We start from the raw sequence: 18,268 nt of genomic DNA on the forward strand, positions 1-18,268 counted from the left end.
GGGGCGCTGCGCGGTCGGTGCCGTGCCGAACCAGGGCATTTGTTTATCCGCAGATGAACGCCGATTAACGCAGATCGGTCGGGGCTGCTCTTGAATCTGCGTCCATCGGCGTCATCTGTGGATTCTTTCTTCCGGGAAACGCCTCGGCAAGCGGCTAGCCAGAACCTCTGCGCGCCTCCGTGCGCCTCTGTGGTTTCATATCCCGCCAACCAAAGCCCGGGTCCGGACGGCGGGAGCTCGGCCACGGGCCAGACGGCTCACTCATGCCGGTTGATTTTGTAGACACCCTCTCAGGTGTCTAAGAACAGCGGCAGGTGGGTCAGGGCGACCACGTCCCGCCAGTCGCCGGGCTCGCCCTCGGTGGCGATGGCCGCCACCGCGGCGATGTCGGCGCCCGCGCGGCGCATGAGTTGGCGCATGCCCTGCAGCGTGGAGCCGGTGCTCACCACATCGTCCAGCAGGAGCACCGGGCGGCCGCGCACCAGCGCGGCGTCCTTCTCGTCCAGGTAGAGGTGCTGCTCGACGCCGGTGGTGATGGACTCGGTCTGCAGCGCCAGGGCGTCGCCCATGTAGGTCTTGTAGCTCTTGCGCAGCACCGCGTACGGGCGATCCGTCGCGGCCGCCAGTTCGTGCGCCAGCGGCACGCTCTTGGTCTCGGGCGTGACGATGGCGTCGAAGGCGGTTCCCGCGAGCCGGTCGGCCAGGGCCGCGGCCGCGGCGCGGACCAGCGCGACGTCGCCCAGGATGTTGAGCACCGCGATCCGTAGCCCCGGCCGCACCTCGAACAGCGGCAATTCGCGGTCGAGGCCGGCGATGGTCACGGCATGGGTGTCGCGGGTCGCGGCCACGGGGTCAGCGCATCAGCTCGTAGGGCCCGCCGCGTTCCAGGGCGCGCTCGTAGGCCGGACGCGCCTGCGCCCGCTCCAGGAATCCCGCCAGCGCCGGATAGCGGCCGTCCAGGCCGCCGCGCGCCGCGGCCGCCTCCAACGGGAAGCTCATCTGGATGTCGGCGGCGGTGAATTCGTCGCCGGCGAACCAGTCTCGATCCTTGAGGCTGGCGTCGGCGAACGCCAGGGCCTCGTCGATGCGGGGGTCGAGGAACTGGCCCTGGACGCCGGCGCCGATCAGCGCGCCGAACGGCCGCATGGGCAGCGGCATGGGCGATTTCGACAGCCGGCCGAAGATCAGCTTCATGACCAGAAGGGGCATGAGCGAGCCCTCGGCGTAGTGCAGCCAGTAGGTGTAGTCCAGCCAAGCCGCGTCGTCCGCCGCCGGCTTCAGGCGGCCGTCGCCGCGGCGCTCGACCAGGTACTCGATGATGGTGCCGGATTCGGCCACAGTGACGTCGCCGTCGGTGATCACCGGCGAGCGCCCCAGCGGATGGATTTGCTTGAGCTCGGGCGGAGCGAGCATGGTCTTGGCGTCGCGCGCGTAGCGCACGACCTCGTATGCTAGGTCCAGCTCCTCCAGCAGCCACAGGATGCGCTGGGAGCGCGAGTTCTCCAGGTGATGGACGGTGATCATGCGCGGTTCCCCCGTTGGCGATGGGCAGGCGGGCAGGGTATCGTCGTTCGGCGCGGCGGGGTAGTGCCGCGGACATCCCATTGCAACCCGCACGGACAGGCATGACGGACGATTCCGGCCGGGTACGCCTGGACAAGTGGCTCTGGGCGGCCCGCTTCTTCAAGACGCGGCCGCTGGCGGCGGAGGCGGTCGCCGGCGGCAAGGTGGACGTGGCCGGTGTGCGCGCCCGCCCAGGCTATGCCGTGAAGGTCGGCGACCGGCTGGAGATCACCAAGGGCGAGCTCCGCTTCGAGGTGGTGGTCGCGGACGTCGCCGCCCGCCGCGGGCCGGCGGCCGAGGCGCAACGGTTGTACGAGGAGACGGCGGCCAGCGTCGCCGCCCGCGAGCGGGCGGCCGAGCGGCGGCGTGTCGCCGGATCGGGTGCGCCGCGACCGGAGGGCCGGCCGGACAAGAAGTCGCGGCGCCGCCTGCAGCGGGTCAAGCGCGGCGGTTGAAGGCTCCGCCGGTGCCCAGGCGAGGTAGGCCGGGATAAGCGAAGTGCTCCCGGCATTCCCCTGCCTAAGATCACGACGCTTGGTACACGGCCAGCCAGAAAATAAACCACAGAGGCGCACAGAGGGACACAGAGGAAAATGACTGTCGTCTCGGCAGCCGCAAAGAAGCCTGCCCCGGACTCGATCCGGGGGCTATCAGGGACCCAGGGAAACAATGCGTCAGGCCAGGGATGGCCGCCGTCGAGCCTACGGGGATGTATTCACGGCGTGTCCCGCGAGGCCGGATAGCCCGCCAAGGTCCGTTGCCAACCCGGCAGTTCGGTCGCCGGGGCGCTGCGCGGTCGGCGCCGTGCCGGGCCAAGGCATTTGTTTATCCACAGATTACGCCGATTAACGCAGATTGATTGGGCTGTTTTTTAATCTGCGTCCATCGGCGTCATCTGCGGATTTTTCCTGGAAACCACCCGCCACGGTCCGTTGCCAACCCGGCAATTCGGTCGCCGGGGCGCTGCGCGGTCGGTGCCGTGCCGAACCAGGGCATTTGTTTATCCGCGGATGAACGCCGATTAACGCAGATTGATTGGGCTGTTCTTTAATCTGCGTACATCAGCGTAATCTGCGGATTTTTTTACGGAAACCGCCCGCCAAGGTTCGTTGCCACCCCGACAGTTCGGTCGCCTAGGCGCTGCGCGGTCGGTGCCGTGCCGAGCCAAGGCGTTTGTTTTTATCCACAGATGACACCGATTAACGCAGATTGGTTAGGGCTGTTCTTTAATCTGCGTACATCAGCGTAATCTGTGGATTGTTTCTTCCGGGAACCACCCGCCAAGGTCCGTTACCAACCCGGCAATTCGGTCGCCGGGGCGCTACGCGGTCGGTGCCGTGCCGAGTCAAGGCATTTGTTTATCCGCGGATGGACGCCGATTAACGCAGATTGGTTGGGTTGTTCTTTAATCCGCGTACATCGGCGTAATCTGTGGATTCTTTCTTCCGGCAAGCGCCCATCAAAAACCTCTGCGCGCCTCCGTGCGCCTCTGTGGTTTCATGTGCCGCCACCAAAACCCGGGTCCGGACGGCGGGAGCTCGGCCACGGGCCGGACGGCTCACTCATACCGGTTGATTCTGTAGATACCCTTGCAGGCGCTGCTGAGAACAGCAGCCCCTTCAGACCAGCGGCGCCAGGCGCCGCCGACCGTAGGCGATGATCAGCGCCGCCGGCGCGAACATCAGCAGGCCGTAGATCGCGGACGGCATCAGCATCACCCGGCCGTCCAGCCCGCCGAGGCCGTCCAGGATGGTCGCCGCCACTACCATGCCCAGGACGGTGTTCTGGATCCCGATCTCGATGCCGAGCGTGAGCACCTGCCGCGTCCCCACGGCGAGCAGGGCGCCGAGCAGCAGGCCGAGCGCCGTCATGATCAGGTTCAGGGCGGCGGTCACGCCGCCGACGACCGCCAGCATCTGCAGCAGCGATTCGCGCGACGTCCAGACGATCACCACCAGGATGAAGACGAAGGCGAGCATCGCGAAGCGGTCGTAGGCCGGGCCGATACGCTTGGCGAAAACCGGCGCCAGGGCGCGCACGCCCATGCCCAGGCCGACCGGCAGGACGGTGTAGAGGAACACGCGCTGCATGGTCGCGGCCAATGGCAGGGGCACGTCGGCGTCGGCGCCGGCGAAGTGATCCACGGCGAGGGCGCCGTACAGCGGGATGGTGAAGACCACGATGCAGCTGTTGACCGCGGTCAGGGTGATCGACAGGGGCACGTCGCCGCGCGCCAGGTGGGACACCAGGTTGGACGTGGTCCCGCCGGGACAGGCGGCGAGCACGATCACGCCCACCGCGAGCGCCGACGGCAGATCCCAGAGCAGGGCCAGGGCGGCTCCCACCACGGGCAGCAGGACCAATTGTCCGCCGAGCCCGACCGCCACCGCGCGCGGGTAACTCGCGAGCCGCAGGAAGTCGCGCACGGTCAGGGTCATGCCCATGCCGAACATGATCAGGATCAGGGTGCCCGGCAGGGCGATGTCCACCAGGATGTCGACGTCGGACTCCATTCCGCCTCCGGCTGCCCATGGTCGTATCACCGTGCCGGCAGTCTACCCCGGCACCGGACATTGCTGCAGACTGGGCGCTTCGCAAACCGCCGGAGATATCGCATGCGCGAACATCCGATCGAAGCCTGGCACCGGCTCGCCAATGCCGGCGACACCGCCGGTCTGGACGATCTTCTGGCCGAGGATGCCGTCTTCCACTCGCCGGTGGTGCACACGCCGCAGGCCGGCAAGGCGGTGACCAAGGCCTACCTGAGCGCGGCCTTCGCGGTCCTGCTCGGCGACCGTTTCCGTTACGTGCGTGAGATCGTGGACGAACGCGACGCGGTGCTGGAGTTCGAGACCGAGATCGAGGGGGTCCACATCAACGGTGTCGATCTCATCCGCTGGAACGACGACGGCCGGATCACGGACTTCAAGGTGATGATCCGGCCGCTCAAGGCGATCGAGCTGATCCACCGGCTCATGGCCGGTCAGCTCCAGGGTTAGCCGAGTCAGGGATCGACGCGGCGGCGCGCGGGCCGCGGCACGAAGGCTTCGAAGCGTCGCAGCAACGTCTCCGGCTCCGGTTCGATCAGCAGCAGTTCGCGGTGCGCGGGGCGCACGAAGCCGGCCGCCACCGCCCCGTCCAGGAACCGGGCCAGGGGCGCGTAATAGTCCGCCGTGTCGACGGCGCCGCAAGGCTTGGCGTGCAGGCCGAGTTGCGCCCAGGTGAGCATCTCGAAGAGTTCCTCCAGCGTGCCCAGCCCGCCGGGTAGCGCCACGAAGGCGTCCGCCAGTTCCGCCATGGTCGCCTTGCGTTCGTGCATCGAGGCCACCACCCGCAGGTCGGTGAGGCCGGGGTGCGCCACCTCGCGGCGCATCAGGGTCTCGGGGATCACGCCCACGACGCGGCCGCCGGCCGCCAGCATGGCATCGGCCAGCGCGCCCATCAGGCCCACCCCGGCGCCGCCGTAGACCAGCCCGATGTCGCGTGCCGCCAGGCCGCGGGCGAGGTCCGCCGCGGCCGCGGCGTAGGCGGGATCGCGGCCGGTGCTGGAGCCGCAGTAAACGCAGACGGCACGCAGCGCGTTGTCTTGTTGACGGCTCATGGCACGGTCATGATAGGCGGCCGCGACGCCGGCTGCATGCCGGTGCCGGGGATGGGTCGACGTGGCTTCAACCATCGGGAGGGTGATCATGCTGTTCGCCTGGATCGGTATCGCGGCCGGCGCCGGCCTGCTGTATGTGGGTGCCGAGGGCCTGGTTCGGGGCAGCGCGTCGCTGGCCGTGCGGCTGGGACTGACCCCGCTGGTGATCGGACTCACCGTGGTCGCGATGGGCACCAGCATGCCGGAGATGGTGGTCAGCGTGGATGCCGCTCTGGATGGCCGCGGCGGTCTCGCCGTGGGCAACGTCGTCGGTTCCAATATCGGCAATATCGGCCTGATCCTGGCGCTGGCGGCACTGGTTTCGCCGCTGGCGGTCAAGGCGCAGATCCTGCGGCTGGATATGCCGGTCCTGATGGTGGTGTCCCTGCTGCTGGTCGCATTGCTGGCGGATGGCGCCCTGGGCCGTCTGGAGGCGGGTGCGCTGGCGGTCGGCGCGGTGCTTTACACCGTGTTCAACCTGCGCCTCGCCCGCCGCGAGTCGGCGGCGGTCCAGGCCGAGTTCGCCGAGGCCCTGCCCGCGCCCGCGGGCTCGGCCGGACGCGACCTGACGCTGGTGATCGGCGGGCTCGCCCTGCTGGTGCTCGGCGCCCGCGTGCTGGTGCTCTCGGCCGTTGCCATAGCGACGGGTGCGGGCCTCAGCGAGGTCGTGATCGGCCTGACCGTGGTCGCCGTCGGCACCAGCCTGCCCGAACTGGCGACCTCCGTTGTGGCGGCGCGCAAGGGCGAGGGCGATATCGCCGTGGGCAATGTGATCGGTTCCAACCTGTTCAACATCCTCGGCATCCTCGGCGTCACCGCGTTGATACGGCCTCTGGACGCCGGCGGCCTGGCGATGGCGGACCTCTGGCTGATGGTCGGCTTCACGGCGCTGCTGGGCGTGTTCATGTTCACCGGCACCCGGGTCCGGCGCGGCGAGGGGGCGGTCCTGCTGCTGCTCTACGTGGCCTACATCGCCTATCTGTTGCTGCGATGACGGACGCCAAGCCCTACGCCGCCGCCAGCGAGCGCAATCGCGAGCCGATCCTGGCGGTGCTGCGCGAGCATTTCGCCGATCGTTCCCGGGTGCTCGAGATCGGCAGCGGCACCGGTCAGCACGCGGTGCACTTCGGGGCGCACCTGCCACACCTGACCTGGCGGACCTCGGACCGGCGCGCCAACCATCCCGGCATCCGCGCGTGGCTGACCGAGGCGGCCCTGCCCAATGTATTGCCGCCGCTGGATCTCGATGTCACCGGCGAGTGGCCCGACGAACGCTACGATGCCGCGTTCTCCGCCAACACGCTGCATATCATGGCCTGGGCGGAGGTGACGGCGATGTTCGCGGGCCTGGACCGCGTGCTGGCGGCGGATGCCACGCTGGCCATCTACGGTCCCTTCCACTACGGGGGGCGGGCCACCAGCGACAGCAACGCGCGCTTCGACGCCTCGCTGCGCAAACGGGCGCCGCACATGGGCATCCGCGACGCCGGGGACGTGGACCGGCTGGCGGCGGAGGCGGGGCTCGCCCTGGTCGCGGATGTCGCCATGCCCGCCAACAACCGTTGCCGCGTCTGGCGCCGGACGTTGCCGGACGCCTCCCGGTGAGGGAGGATGGCCGCATGGAAGCGTATCGACGACGGGTGGTCCGCGCCTGGGCGGGCTTCGACCTGGCGGTCACCGGCCTGCTGGTGCTGCCGCCGGTGGCGCGCGCGTTCCTGGGTCTCCTGCTGGAGGTCAACGCCTTTCTCGGCGGGGCCGGGCCCGAGCGCCTGACCGCGCTGGGCCTGCTGTTCGTGTGCATTACCGGCGCCCTGGGCGTGGTCTGGGCCGCGGCGCGCCTGCTGCGCCCGACGCGCGTGCTGGGCGGTATCGATGCCGGCGCCCGGCTCTGGGTGGGCGCGCTGATCGCCTGGTTCGTGGTCACCGGCGGGGTGCCGGCGATCTTCCTGCTGTTCACCGTCAGCGAGTGGGCGGGCGGCCTGCATCAGGGATGGACGCTGCTCCGGCCGGGTTCCCGCGCCCGCGCCTGACCCCCTGCCACTTCGCCGCGGCGCCGCATCGCGATAAACTATCCCGTTTTACCGTGGCCCGGCGCCCGCCGGGCGCAACGATGGCTGAGGAACGCGTCATGAGTGATCCCGTGGTGGGCATCGTGATGGGGAGCCGGTCGGACTGGCCGACCCTGCGTCACGCCAGCGACGTGCTCGCGGAGCTGGATGTCCCGCACGAATGCCGGGTGGTGTCCGCGCACCGCACGCCCGACCGTATGTTCGCCTATGCCGAGGCGGCGGCGGGGCGCGGCCTGCGCGCGATCATCGCCGGCGCCGGCGGCGCGGCGCACCTGCCGGGCATGCTCGCGGCCAAGACCGCGCTGCCCGTGCTCGGCGTGCCCGTGCGCTCGTCCGCGCTCAGCGGCCTGGATTCATTGCTGTCGATCGTGCAGATGCCGCGCGGGGTGCCCGTGGGCACGCTCGCCATCGGCGAGTCCGGCGCGGTCAACGCCGGATTGCTGGCGGCATCGATGCTGGCGACCACGGACACGGCCCTCGCCGAGCGCCTGGCCGCCTACCGTGCCGCGCAGACCGAGGGTGTGCCGGAGTCGGTGGAGTGAGCGCGCGGGATGCGAATCCCGTGCTGCCGCCGGCCACCGTCGGCATCGTCGGCGGCGGCCAGCTCGGCTGGCTGATGGCCGGGGCCGCCGGGCGGCTCGGCTACGACACGGTGGTGCTGGATCCCGACCCCGGCTGCACCGCCACGCGCACGGCCACGGCGCATATCGTCGCCGATTTCCGCGACCCGGACGCTCTGGCGGACCTGGCGTCGCGCTGCGACCTGCTGCTGCTGGACAACGAGCACATCCCGGGCGGCCCGTTGGCCGAGATCGCCGCGCACACGCCGGTATACCCGGCGCCCGCGGCGCTGCTGCGCATCCAGGACCGTCTCGAGCAGCGCCGGATGCTGTCCGAACTGGATGTGCCGCAATCGCCGTATCACGCCGTGGGCGATGACGACGAGTTGGCGGCGGCCATGCGCGCCGACCTGTTTCCGGGTGTGCTGAAGAGCCGGCGCGGCGGCTACGACGGTCGTGGCCAGGTGCGGGTCGCCGCCGCCGGGGATCTGCCGGAGGCCTGGGCGGCGCTGGATCGCCGGCCGGCGGTCCTGGAGCGCTGGATCGACTTCGAGCGCGAGATCTCGCTGATCCTGGTGCGCGGCCACGACGGCGAGGTCGTGTTCTTCCCGCCGTTGTGGAATCGTCACCGCGACGGCGTGCTGGCGCGCACCGAGGTGCCGGCCCCGATCGCGGACGAGGTGACCGCGGCCGGGCGCGAGCTGGTCCGGACCATGGCCGCCGCCCTCGATTACGTCGGGGTGTTCACGGTCGAGTTCTTCCTGCGGCCGGACGGCGAACTGCTGGTCAACGAGATCGCGCCGCGCGTGCATAACAGCGGCCACGTCACCCTCGACGCCTGCGCGACCTCGCAGTTCGAGCAGCAGGTGCGGGCGGCCTGCGGGTTGCCGCTGGGCAGTTGCGAGCTGCGCCACGACGCGGTCATGTACAACCTGCTGGGCGATCTCTGGGAGGCCGGCGAGCCCGATTTCACGCCGCTGCTGGCGATCCCCGACACCCGGCTCTATCTCTACCGCAAGTCGCCCCGGCCGGGGCGCAAGATGGGCCACGTGGTCACCCGGCTGGCCCACGACGAGCGCCTCGCGCGGGCGCTGGACGACCTGCGCCCGCCGCCGGCCCGCGCCGCGGGCGGTTGTGCCTGACAAGAATCCACCGATTACACGGATTTCGCGGATTTCAAGAAGCGATCACACCCGGTTCGCTGGTAAACGACGATCGGCCTGGCTTTAACGACCTTGTCGAGCTGCGGGCCGCCTCGTACGACCGCCCGCGTCCTGGAGGTGTCCCGCCTGTTCCATTACCTCTGCGGCCACGGATAGACGAGCATCTATTCGGACAAGAGCGATGAACCACAGAGGCGCACGGAGGCGCTCAGAGGTTTGGTTGGTTGTCATGCCGGATGGCGCATAGCGCCGTTCCGGCATCCAGGGACATATGCCCCGAACCCGAAGGGGGCGGAAAAGCACGCCGCCTTTCCCGCGACAATATTCTTTTTCCCTCCGTGCGCCTCTGCGCGCCTCTGTGGTTGTCTTTCTGGATTTTGTGACTTCTTCGATCTGCGTGAATCGGCGTTTATCCGCGGATCGCTTTCTGGCCCGGCAACCCGCGCAATCCGTGTAATCGGTGGATTCTAAAGACTCGTCTCGAGGCGCTGGCCCCAGGCCGTGAGGGCCTCCAGGATGCGGCGCTTTTCCGGGTCGCGGCCGGCGGGGCCCTGGGCGAGGTGCTGCAGGAGCAGGGCGTAGTCGTCCAGGCTGAGGCCGCCGTCGGGGGCGAAGCGTAGCCGGTTTTCCCGCCATTGTGCCCAGGCGTCGGCCTCCTCGCCGGTCAGCGTTTCCGGATGGTGGCGCGCCCGGTAGCGGAAGAGCAGTGTCCGCAGGCGCGGGTCCTCGAAGGCCGGCGGGTCGGCGGCCAGCGCGGCGCCGTCGAGTTGCCGCAGGCGCTCGCAGCGGTCGCGGTCGGCGTCGGGCACGAAACCGCCGTACAGGTCCTGCTCCGGGTCGTCGTTGGGCTGGAATTCGCCCAGGGCGTAGGCGGCCTGGACCTTGGCGGCCACCGCCTCGATGTCGTCGTGCAGGGCCTTCCAGTGGCGCCGGCAACGAGCCAGGTCCAGGTCGAGATCGCGGGCGCGGTCGTCGGGCAGGGTCTCCACCGGCGCCAGCACCGGACACTTGTTGACCTGCACTGCCTTGATCGGGATGCGCTCGACGTCGTCGGGCAGGTCCTCGGACGGCGTGAACAGCCGTTCGTGCAGGTCCTCCGGGGACAGCGCCAGCAGGTCGGCCGGGTCGCGCCGCAGGTCGAACACCAGGACCGCGTTGCCGTTGACCGGATGCGGGGCCAGCGGCATCACCAGGCTCAGGCAGCCCAGCTCGGCGGGGAATTTCTCGGAGACGTGCAGCACCGGCTTGTGGCCGTCCAGGTCCAGCATCGCGCGCGCCGAGCGCTTGTCGCGGTTGCCGAACACGTAGTCGTAGAGCTTGGGCCGGCGATCGCGGATCAGGCGTGCCAGGTCCAGGGTGGCGTGGACGTCGGACAGGGCGTCGTGCGCCCGCTCCTGGGCCAGGCCGTTGGCCGCCGCCAGGTCTTCCAGACGGAAACTGGGGGCGCCGTCGTCCCGGCGCGGCCAGGTGACGCCGTCCGGGCGCAGGGCGTAGGTCAGGCGCACCATGTCGATGATGTCCCAGCGCGAACAGCCCTGCTGCCATTCGCGGGCGTAGGGATCGAAGAAATTGCGCCAGGCGGTGTGGCGGGTCACCTCGTCATCGAAGCGCAGGCTGTTGTAGCCCACGCCGCAGGTGCCGGGCGCGCCCAGCTCGTCCAGCACCCGGGCGATGAATTCCGGCTCGGACACGCCGCGCGCCTCGGCCTCCTGCGGCGTGATACCGGTGATCAGGCAGGCCTCGGGATGCGGCAGATAGTCGTCGGCGGGCCGGCAGTACAGCACCAGCGGCTCGTCCACGACCTCCAGGTCCGTGTTCGTGCGCAGCCCCGCGAACTGCGCCGGTCGGTCCAGCCTCGGGTCCGCGCCGAAGGTCTCGTAGTCGTGCCAGTAAAGGGTCATGCCTTGCATGGGGTCGATAGCCTAATCCACCGACCGCCCACGCGCACAGTCCCGCTTGATGGCGGTCCGGTCGCTATGCCGTCTCCGAGGCGATTTGATGGGCATGCATCGGCGCGCCGATATGGAATCCCTGTGCCCGGTCGCATGCCATTTGCGAGAGCAGGTCGAGCACCGCGCGGTTTTCGACGCCCTCCGCCACGACCGCCAGTCCCAGTGTCGCGGCGAGCGACACGATGGCCTCTATGATGCGGTATTGCCGGGAGTCCGGTGACAGATCGCGGATAAATGACCGGTCGATCTTGATCGTGTCGGCAGGGATTCTCTGCAGGTACATCATGTTGCAATAGCCGGTGCCGAAGTCGTCGATCGCCATGGAGACGCCCAGCTCGCGCACGCTTTCCAGGGTCGATGCCACGGTATCGATCCCCTGGATGACAGCGCTCTCCGTGAATTCGACTTCCAGAACGCTCCCGTCCAGGCCGTGAGTCCGCAGGTGTGCCGCTATCCGGTCCCGCAAGCCGGGATCGGCGAGGTCCGTGGCCGAGATGTTCACGGCCACGCCCTTGACGATGCCGGCACGGTGCCATGCCGCGGCCTGCGACAAGGCGCGGTCGAGCACCCAGTCGGTCAGGTCGGACATCAAGCCCGTGTGTTCGATCGCTTCGATCAACTCCGCCGGCGATATCTCGCCCAGGGTCGGATGTCGCCATCGGAGCAATACCTCGACCCTGTCGGATGTCCCCGTCGACAGATCGATCTGCGGCTGGTACTGCAGATACAGTTGATCGTCCGATTCCAGGGCGATCGGCAGGTCCGCCATCATGCTGAAGCGGCGTCGCCGTATCTCGTCGTCGTCGGGCGTATAGAAGGCCCAGGGCCGTTTCGCCTCCAGCGCCGAATCGGCCGCGAGCGTGGCCGCGCGCAGGACGTGCTCCGCGGGGTTGTCGTAGTCCGCCATCAGGTCGGCGAGACCTATCGTCGCCATCGGCCGCAGCGAGATGCCCTGCGGGTCGCGGATCGGCTCGCACAGCGCCTCCGCGAGCCGATCCAGCGCCGTGCGCGTGAACGGCCCGGCGTAGTCGGAGATGACGAAGCCGAATCGCAATAGACCGATCCGGTAGAGGTCGTGCCCCTCGCCCAGGACGTCTTCGATTCGTCGAAGCGACTCCTGGATGAAGTCTTCGGCATAGGCGTAGCCCATGACCCGGACGATCTCGTTGAAGCGGTTGGACAGCGCGATGTCCACCGCCGCCACCAGTCGCTGCCGGCCGTCGTGCCGTGCCTGCTCGGCCTCCCGGTTCAGCACTTCCACGAATTTCCGTCGGGAATAGACGCCGGTGGTGGGATCGATGTGCGAGGCGGATTGGCGCATCTCGATCTGCGTCATCGCCAGGTCGGCCAGATCCTGAAGATTCCGGCGCTGCACGTCGCTGAAATCGTGGCGCGGCTTCTGGTCGATCACGCACAGCGTCCCCAGGGCGTGTCCCTCCGTGGTCCGTAACGGCGCACCCGCGTAGAACCGTATGCGGGGATCCTTCACCACCCAGGGATTGTCGCGGAAGCGCTCGTCCACGATCGCATCGTTGATCACCATCACATTGTGCTGGTTGATCGCGTGGGCGCAGAAGGATGCCTCTCGTGACCCGCCCTCGTGCTCGAGGCCGACCCTCGACTTGAACCATTGGCGGTCCTTGTCGAGCAGGGTCAACAGCGATACGGGCGTGTCCAGCAGACGGCTGGCCAATCGTGTGATCCGATCGAAGGCAATTTCGTTGGGCGTGTCCAGTATCCGGTAACGATGGAGCGAGGAAAGGCGTTCTCTCTCGTTCGCCGGGAGGGCGGGCTGCTTCATTCTGCGGGTACTCGGTGGGTTGGCGGTGCGCTTGGCCCGGGGATGCGCGGGCGAGGTCAGTGAAACATAGGGGGCATCACGATATCCGACACGGGGTCGCCCCGGTCAATCTTGTTATCGATCGCCCGGGGTATTTCTTTAGTCCGCTGGATTCGTTCCGCCCTTACGCATAATACGACGGTACGGATGTCGCCGTGCCTCGACGCAGAGGCCCGTGATGAAAGCCATGTGCCTCAGTCCGTTTCGAGGCGCTCCGCGGCCTCCAGCCAGGCTTCCTCGGTGGCGTCCAGACGCTTACGCAGCGCACCCTGCTCGCGCGACAGTTCGGCGACGCGGTCGTCGGCGCGTTCGTAGACCGCCGGGTCGGCGAGGGCGGTTTCCACCTCGGTCAGCTTGCGCTCCAGCGCGGCGAGTTCCTTCTCCAGTCGCTTGATCTCGTCGCGGAGCGGTTTCTGGCGCTGCCGCCGCTCGGCGGCCTCGCGCCGTTGGTCGCGGGCCGAGGGGCGCGCGCCCGCGGTCGCCGTATCGGGTTCGCCCTCGACGTTGGCCTGCTGGGCGCGCAACCAGGCGGCATAGTCGTCGAGGTCGCCGTCGAACGGTTTGCAGCGGCCGTCCGCGATACGCCAGAGGTCGTCGCAGGTGGCGTCGATCAGGTGCCGGTCGTGGGCCACCAGGACCATGGCGCCCTCGTAGTCCTGGAGCGCCCGCTCCAGGGCGTGGCGCATGTCCAGGTCGAGATGGTTGGTGGGCTCGTCCAGCAGCAGCAGGTTGGGCCGCCGGTAGACCACCAGCGCCAGGGCCAGGCGTGCCTTTTCGCCGCCCGACAGGGGCGCCACCGGTTCCAGGGCGCGGTCGCCGTGGAAGTCGAAGCCGCCGAGGAAGTCGCGCAGGGACTGCTCGGACGCCCGCGGGTCCAGGCGCTGGAGGTGGGTCAACGGGCTGGCGGCCGCGTCGAGCTGCTCGAGTTGGTGCTGGGCGAAGTAGCCGACCTTGAGATAGCGGTCCCGCTGCATGTCGCCGTCCAGGGCGGGCAGTTCCCCCGCCAGCAGGCGCATGACGGTGGACTTGCCGGCGCCGTTGCGGCCGAGCAGGGCGATGCGGTCGCCCGGGGCCAGTGTCAGCTTGATGCCCGAGACCAGGGGGGTGTCGCCATGGCCCACGGCGGCGCCGTCCAGCCGCAGCAGCCAGGTCGGCAGCCGCTCGGGCGACAGGAAACGGAACGAGAAGGGGGCGTCCCAGTGCGCCGGCGCCGTCCGGGTCATGCGCTCCATCTGCTTGAGTCGGCTCTGGGCCTGCCGGGCCTTGGTGGCCTTGGCGCGGAAACGGTCGACGAAGGCCTGCATCTCCGCGAGCCGCTTCTGCTGCGCCTCGTGCTCGGCCTGCTGGTGCGCGGCGCGCTCCGCGCGCAGCTTCTCGAAGGCGGAGTAGCCGCCCGTGTAGAGGGTGGCGGTCCGGCGCTCCAGGTGCAGGGTATGCGTGGCCACGGCGTCCAGGAAGTCGCGATCGTGCGAGATCACCATCAGGGTGCCGGGGTAGGCGGCGAGATAGTCCTGCAGCCACAGCACCGCGTCCAGGTCGAGGTGGTTGGTGGGCTCGTCCAGCAGGAGCAGCTCGGCGCGGCACATCAGGGCCCGGGCCAGGTTGAGGCGCATGCGCCAGCCGCCGGAGAAGGCGTCGATGGGCTGTTCCTGGGTCGCCGGGGCGAAACCCAGACCGTGCATCAGCCGTGCCGCGCGGGCGCGGGCGGCGTAGCCGCCGATGGCGAGCATGCGTTCGTGCAGGGCGCCCAGGCGCCCGGTATCGCCGTCGCCGGCCTCGGCGCGGGCGATGTCGGTCTCCAGTTCGCGCAGCTCGCTGTCGCCGTCGAGCACGTATTCGACCGCGGGACGGTCGCCGCTCGGCGCCTCTTGTCGGACCGCGGCGACGGTCAGGGCGGCCGGGACTTCGACCTCGCCGGCGTCCGGCGCCAATTCGCCCAACAGCAGGGCGAACAGGCTCGACTTGCCGGTGCCGTTGCGGCCGACGACGCCGACCCGCTGGCCGGCATGGACGGTCAGCGAGACATCGTGGAGCAGCGGCTGCGGGCCGCGGCGCAGGGTGACGCGATCGATCCTGAGCATGGCGCGCGCAAGTGTACGGCATGCGTTGTGGTTTCGCCGGGCCGTGGCCTGTATCGTCGTTGCCGTTCCGGCTTCGAGCCGGCGTGCGGAGAAGGCGAAGGATGACGCTGCTGTTTCTGTATCTGGGTCTCGCGCTGTTCGTGTCGTTCCTGTGCTCGGTGCTGGAGGCGGTGCTGCTCTCGGTGACGCCCGCCTACGTGTCCCTGATGGAGCGGCGCGGCGGCGACACCGGCCGGCGGCTGCGCGTCCTCAAGGCGGATATCGACCGGCCGCTGTCGGCGCTGCTCAGCCTCAACACCATCGCCCACACCGTGGGCGCGGCCGGCGTGGGCGCCCAGGCCCAGGCGGTCTTCGGCAACGAGTACGTCACCGCGACCTCGGCGGTGCTCACGTTCCTGATCCTGGTGTTCTCCGAGATCATCCCCAAGACGCTGGGAGCGACCCACTGGCGGCGCCTGGCGCCGCTTGCGGCGGTGATCCTGCGCTTCATGATCGTCGCCCTGTACCCGCTGGTGCTGATGTCGATGGCGATCACCCGCCTGATGGCGCGGGACGCGGCCGGCCCGGCGTTCAGCCGCGAGGAGATCTACGCCATGGCGGAGCACGGCGCCCGCGAGGGCGTGTTCCGGGCCGACGAATCGCGCGTGTTCCAGAGCCTGATGCGTTTCGGCTCCCTGATGACGCGCGACGTCCTGACGCCGCGGGTGGTGATGGCGAGCTTCGACGAGGCGGATACCGTGGCCGAGGCCTTCGCGCGTCTACAGCGCCGCCGCTTCTCGCGGCTGCCGGTCTACCGCGACGATCCCGAGACGATCACCGGTTACGTTTTGCTCAGCGACATCCTGATGGCGGTCGCCGCCGACGAGCACGACCGTCTGCTGCGCGACTTGCGTCGCGAGGTGTTGCGGGTGCCGGCGACGCTCTCCCTGCGCGAGCTGTTCCGCAAGCTGCTGGAGCGGCGCGAGCACCTGGCGGTGGTGGTCGACGAGTATGGCGGTCTCGTCGGTCTGGTCACGCTGGAGGATGTGGTCGAGACCCTGCTCGGCCTGGAGATCGTGGACGAAACCGACCGCACCCGGGACATGCGCGAGCTGGCGCGGCGGCAGTGGCTGCAGCGCGCCAAGCGCATGGGCGTGGTCGATCCCGACAGCGAGATCGACCGCCTGGATGTGCCCGGCAGCGGGGACCGGGACGGCTGAGGCCGTCCCGGTCCCGCCGTCTCAGGCCGACGGCCGGCGGCGGCCCGATCGCTGTCCGCCGCGGCGCCGTTTGCCCGCGGGACGTCGGTCGCCGCGTTCACCCGCGGCCTGCGTCGGCCGCCGGCCGCCGGGCCGGCCGTTGCGGGCGCCGCGCGGCGGGCGGTCGTCCTCGGGCGTGGCCGCGTGCGCCGGCATCTCGAAGCCGTCCACCGCCATCTCAGGGATGCTCCGGCCCAGCAGCCGCTGGATGCCCTTCAGGTAGGCGCGTTCCTCGGCGTCCACCAGCGACAGTGCCTGGCCCTCGCTGCCGGCCCGGCCGGTGCGGCCGATGCGGTGGACGTAGTCCTCCGGTACGTTCGGCAGCTCGTAGTTGATGACGTGGGGTAGGGCGTCGATGTCGATGCCGCGCGCGGCGATGTCGGTGGCCACGAGGACCCGTACCGACCCGCTCTTGAAACCGTCCAGCGCCTTGGTGCGCGCGCCCTGACTCTTGTTGCCGTGCAGGGCGGCGGCGGTCAGGCCGTCGGTCTCGAGCTGCTGGCACAGGCGGTTGGCGCCGTGCTTGGTGCGGGTGAAGACCAGCACCTGGCGCCAGTTGTTGCTGCCGATGAGCCAAGAAAGCAGGGCCCGCTTTTCCTTCTTGGGCGTGTGCACGATCCGCTGGTCCACGAGCTCGGCCGGGGCGTTACGGGGCGCGACGTCGATCGACACCGGGTTGTGCAGGAGACTGCCGGCGAGCCGGCGGATGTCGTCCGAGAAGGTCGCGGAGAACAGCAGGTTCTGGCGTTTGGCCGGCAGGCGCTCGATCAGGCGGCGGATGTCGCGGATGAAGCCCATGTCCAGCATGCGGTCGGCCTCGTCGAGAACCAGGCATTCGATGCCCGACAGGTCGGCGGCGTCCTGCTGCACCAGATCGAGCAGGCGGCCGGGCGTGGCGACCACCAGGTCGACGCCGCGCCGGAATGCGTCGATCTGCGGACCGAAACCGACGCCGCCGAAGATCACCGCGGTGCGGATCGGCAGGTCGCGGCCATAGGTGCGGGCGCTCTCGGCCACCTGCGCCGCCAGTTCGCGGGTGGGCGTGAGCACGAGGGCGCGCGGCCGGCGCGGGCCGCGGCCCGGCGTTTGTGCCAGGTGCTGTAGCAGCGGCAGCGCAAACGCGGCGGTCTTGCCCGTGCCGGTCTGGGCCGCGGCGAGCACGTCGCGACCGTCGAGCACGGCGGGTATTGCGCGGGCCTGGATGGGCGTGGTGGCGGTGTAGCCCTCGCGGGCGACGGCCGTCTGAAGGGTCTCGATGAGACCGAGTTCGGAAAATGCTGTCAAGGAATGACTCCGGTGTGGGCCTGCGTCGCATGTTGTGCGCCGTCCGGTCCAGACCGCGGGGTAAATAACGGGGATCGTGCGCGTCGTGTCCGACGCGGCGGGATGCGTGAAGCCGTCCGGGGATGCTTCGGGCGCCAGACCGGCGGGCGCCACAACCGGCGGGACCGAGTATACGCGGTAACCGCGGGAAGCGATACAGTCCGCGTCACGAAAAAAGGCCCCGGCATTGCCGGGGCCTCTCGGTTCCGGGCGATGCTTGGCGTCAGCCCTTCGCGTAGGCCTCGATCGACTTGGTGATCTCGGCCTTGGCCTTGGCCACGCCTTCCCAGCCGGTGATCTTGACCCACTTGCCCTTCTCGAGATCCTTGTAGTGCTCGAAGAAGTGCTGGATCTTGTTGCGGAAACGCTCGTCGAGGTCGTCCAGGTCCTGCACGTCCTTGTAATAGTCGGTGGCCACCTTGTCGGTGGGCACGGCGATGACCTTGGCGTCCAGGCCGGATTCGTCCTCGGTACCGAGCACCGCGACCGGGCGGCACTTGATGACCGAGCCCGGCACGATCGGGTACGGGGTCGGCACCAGGACGTCGACGGGGTCGCCGTCGTCGTACAGGGTCCGGGGCACGAAGCCGTAGTTGGCCGGGTAGTGCATGGCCACGTTCATGAACCGGTCCACCATCAGGCAACCGCTGTCCTTGTCGACTTCGTACTTGACGGCATTGCTGCCGGCGACGATCTCGATGACGACATTGATCTCGTCGGGCGGGTTCTTGCCCGCGCTCAACGCTTCGTAACCCATGAAATTCCCCTTCTGGAAGATGGTTCGGACTCTCGGGGCGCGCGATTATACCGCAGGCGGGCCGTTGCCCGTGGCGGCCCGG

Annotated in this window: 17 protein-coding genes; 8 read left to right on the forward strand and 9 right to left on the reverse strand. The window is 69.2% G+C overall.

Translation table 11 applies throughout. The features are described 5' to 3' along the window. Window positions 1-290 precede the first annotated feature (290 nt). Window positions 291-848, reverse strand: a complete 558-nt coding sequence (locus PC39_RS01740) for a phosphoribosyltransferase family protein (RefSeq protein ID WP_353251635.1) — start codon at window positions 846-848, stop codon at window positions 291-293. 4 nt (window positions 849-852) lie between these two features. Further along, window positions 853-1,524 carry a glutathione S-transferase gene (locus PC39_RS01745; protein WP_353251636.1) on the reverse strand — a complete coding sequence of 224 codons (672 nt, stop codon included), beginning with the start codon at window positions 1,522-1,524 and terminating at the stop codon, window positions 853-855. Between the two features lie 101 nt (window positions 1,525-1,625). On the opposite strand from PC39_RS01745, the gene PC39_RS01750 reads away from it, so the two are divergent. Next, a complete protein-coding gene (locus tag PC39_RS01750; RefSeq protein ID WP_353251637.1) occupies window positions 1,626-2,018 on the forward strand; it encodes an RNA-binding S4 domain-containing protein in 393 nt (130 codons plus the stop codon). Between the two features lie 1,164 nt (window positions 2,019-3,182). Here the strand turns inward: PC39_RS01750 and PC39_RS01755 are convergent. Continuing rightward, a complete protein-coding gene (locus PC39_RS01755) occupies window positions 3,183-4,076 on the reverse strand; it encodes a bile acid:sodium symporter family protein (RefSeq protein ID WP_353251638.1) in 894 nt (297 codons plus the stop codon). A gap of 102 nt (window positions 4,077-4,178) precedes the next feature. Here PC39_RS01755 and PC39_RS01760 point away from each other — a divergent pair, with 102 nt between their 5' ends. Then, a complete protein-coding gene (locus PC39_RS01760; protein ID WP_353251639.1) occupies window positions 4,179-4,562 on the forward strand; it encodes a nuclear transport factor 2 family protein in 384 nt (127 codons plus the stop codon). A gap of 5 nt (window positions 4,563-4,567) precedes the next feature. Here the strand turns inward: PC39_RS01760 and PC39_RS01765 are convergent, their stop codons facing one another. Next, window positions 4,568-5,164 (reverse strand): LOG family protein, encoded by a 597-nt coding sequence (locus tag PC39_RS01765; RefSeq protein ID WP_502950831.1) that lies wholly within the window; start codon window positions 5,162-5,164, stop codon window positions 4,568-4,570. Window positions 5,165-5,225: 61 nt separating this feature from the next. Between PC39_RS01765 and PC39_RS01770 the strand changes: the two genes are divergently transcribed. From PC39_RS01770 to PC39_RS01790, 5 genes are all read left to right on the forward strand, one after another. Then, window positions 5,226-6,197: a calcium/sodium antiporter gene (locus PC39_RS01770; RefSeq protein WP_353251640.1), complete on the forward strand. Its 972-nt coding sequence runs from the start codon at window positions 5,226-5,228 to the stop codon at window positions 6,195-6,197. Continuing rightward, entirely contained in the window at window positions 6,194-6,808 is a 615-nt protein-coding gene (locus PC39_RS01775) for a DUF938 domain-containing protein (protein ID WP_353251641.1), read from the forward strand. Before PC39_RS01770 ends, PC39_RS01775 begins: the two co-directional genes overlap by 4 nt. A 14-nt stretch (window positions 6,809-6,822) precedes the next feature. Continuing rightward, window positions 6,823-7,233 carry a hypothetical protein gene (locus PC39_RS01780; protein WP_353251642.1) on the forward strand — a complete coding sequence of 137 codons (411 nt, stop codon included), beginning with the start codon at window positions 6,823-6,825 and terminating at the stop codon, window positions 7,231-7,233. A gap of 98 nt (window positions 7,234-7,331) precedes the next feature. Further along, window positions 7,332-7,814 carry a 5-(carboxyamino)imidazole ribonucleotide mutase gene (purE, locus tag PC39_RS01785; RefSeq protein ID WP_353251643.1) on the forward strand — a complete coding sequence of 161 codons (483 nt, stop codon included), beginning with the start codon at window positions 7,332-7,334 and terminating at the stop codon, window positions 7,812-7,814. Next, window positions 7,811-8,974, forward strand: coding sequence for a 5-(carboxyamino)imidazole ribonucleotide synthase (locus PC39_RS01790; protein ID WP_353251644.1), 1,164 nt, complete (start codon window positions 7,811-7,813; stop codon window positions 8,972-8,974). Before purE ends, PC39_RS01790 begins: the two co-directional genes overlap by 4 nt. A 488-nt stretch (window positions 8,975-9,462) precedes the next feature. Here the strand turns inward: PC39_RS01790 and sbcB are convergent, their stop codons facing one another. The 3 genes from sbcB to PC39_RS01805 form a co-directional block, all read right to left on the reverse strand. Then, on the reverse strand, window positions 9,463-10,905 hold the full coding sequence (sbcB, locus tag PC39_RS01795) for an exodeoxyribonuclease I (RefSeq protein ID WP_353251645.1): 1,443 nt from the start codon (window positions 10,903-10,905) through the stop codon (window positions 9,463-9,465). Between the two features lie 64 nt (window positions 10,906-10,969). Beyond that, window positions 10,970-12,748 (reverse strand): sensor domain-containing phosphodiesterase, encoded by a 1,779-nt coding sequence (locus PC39_RS01800; RefSeq protein ID WP_353251646.1) that lies wholly within the window; start codon window positions 12,746-12,748, stop codon window positions 10,970-10,972. A 233-nt stretch (window positions 12,749-12,981) separates the two neighbouring features. After that, the gene (locus PC39_RS01805; RefSeq protein ID WP_353251647.1) at window positions 12,982-14,868 is read right to left on the reverse strand and encodes an ATP-binding cassette domain-containing protein; all 1,887 of its coding nucleotides are present in this window, start codon (window positions 14,866-14,868) and stop codon (window positions 12,982-12,984) included. Window positions 14,869-14,969: 101 nt separating this feature from the next. On the opposite strand from PC39_RS01805, the gene PC39_RS01810 reads away from it, so the two are divergent. After that, window positions 14,970-16,067 (forward strand): hemolysin family protein, encoded by a 1,098-nt coding sequence (locus tag PC39_RS01810; protein ID WP_353251648.1) that lies wholly within the window; start codon window positions 14,970-14,972, stop codon window positions 16,065-16,067. Between the two features lie 21 nt (window positions 16,068-16,088). Here the strand turns inward: PC39_RS01810 and PC39_RS01815 are convergent, their stop codons facing one another. Next, window positions 16,089-17,390, reverse strand: coding sequence for a DEAD/DEAH box helicase (locus PC39_RS01815; RefSeq protein WP_353251649.1), 1,302 nt, complete (start codon window positions 17,388-17,390; stop codon window positions 16,089-16,091). A gap of 262 nt (window positions 17,391-17,652) precedes the next feature. Then, a complete protein-coding gene (gene ppa / locus PC39_RS01820; RefSeq protein ID WP_353251650.1) occupies window positions 17,653-18,186 on the reverse strand; it encodes an inorganic diphosphatase in 534 nt (177 codons plus the stop codon). Between the last annotated feature and the right edge of the window lie 82 nt (window positions 18,187-18,268).

This window comes from Salinisphaera sp. PC39 (assembly GCF_040361335.1).
GTDB lineage: Bacteria > Pseudomonadota > Gammaproteobacteria > Nevskiales > Salinisphaeraceae > APNM01.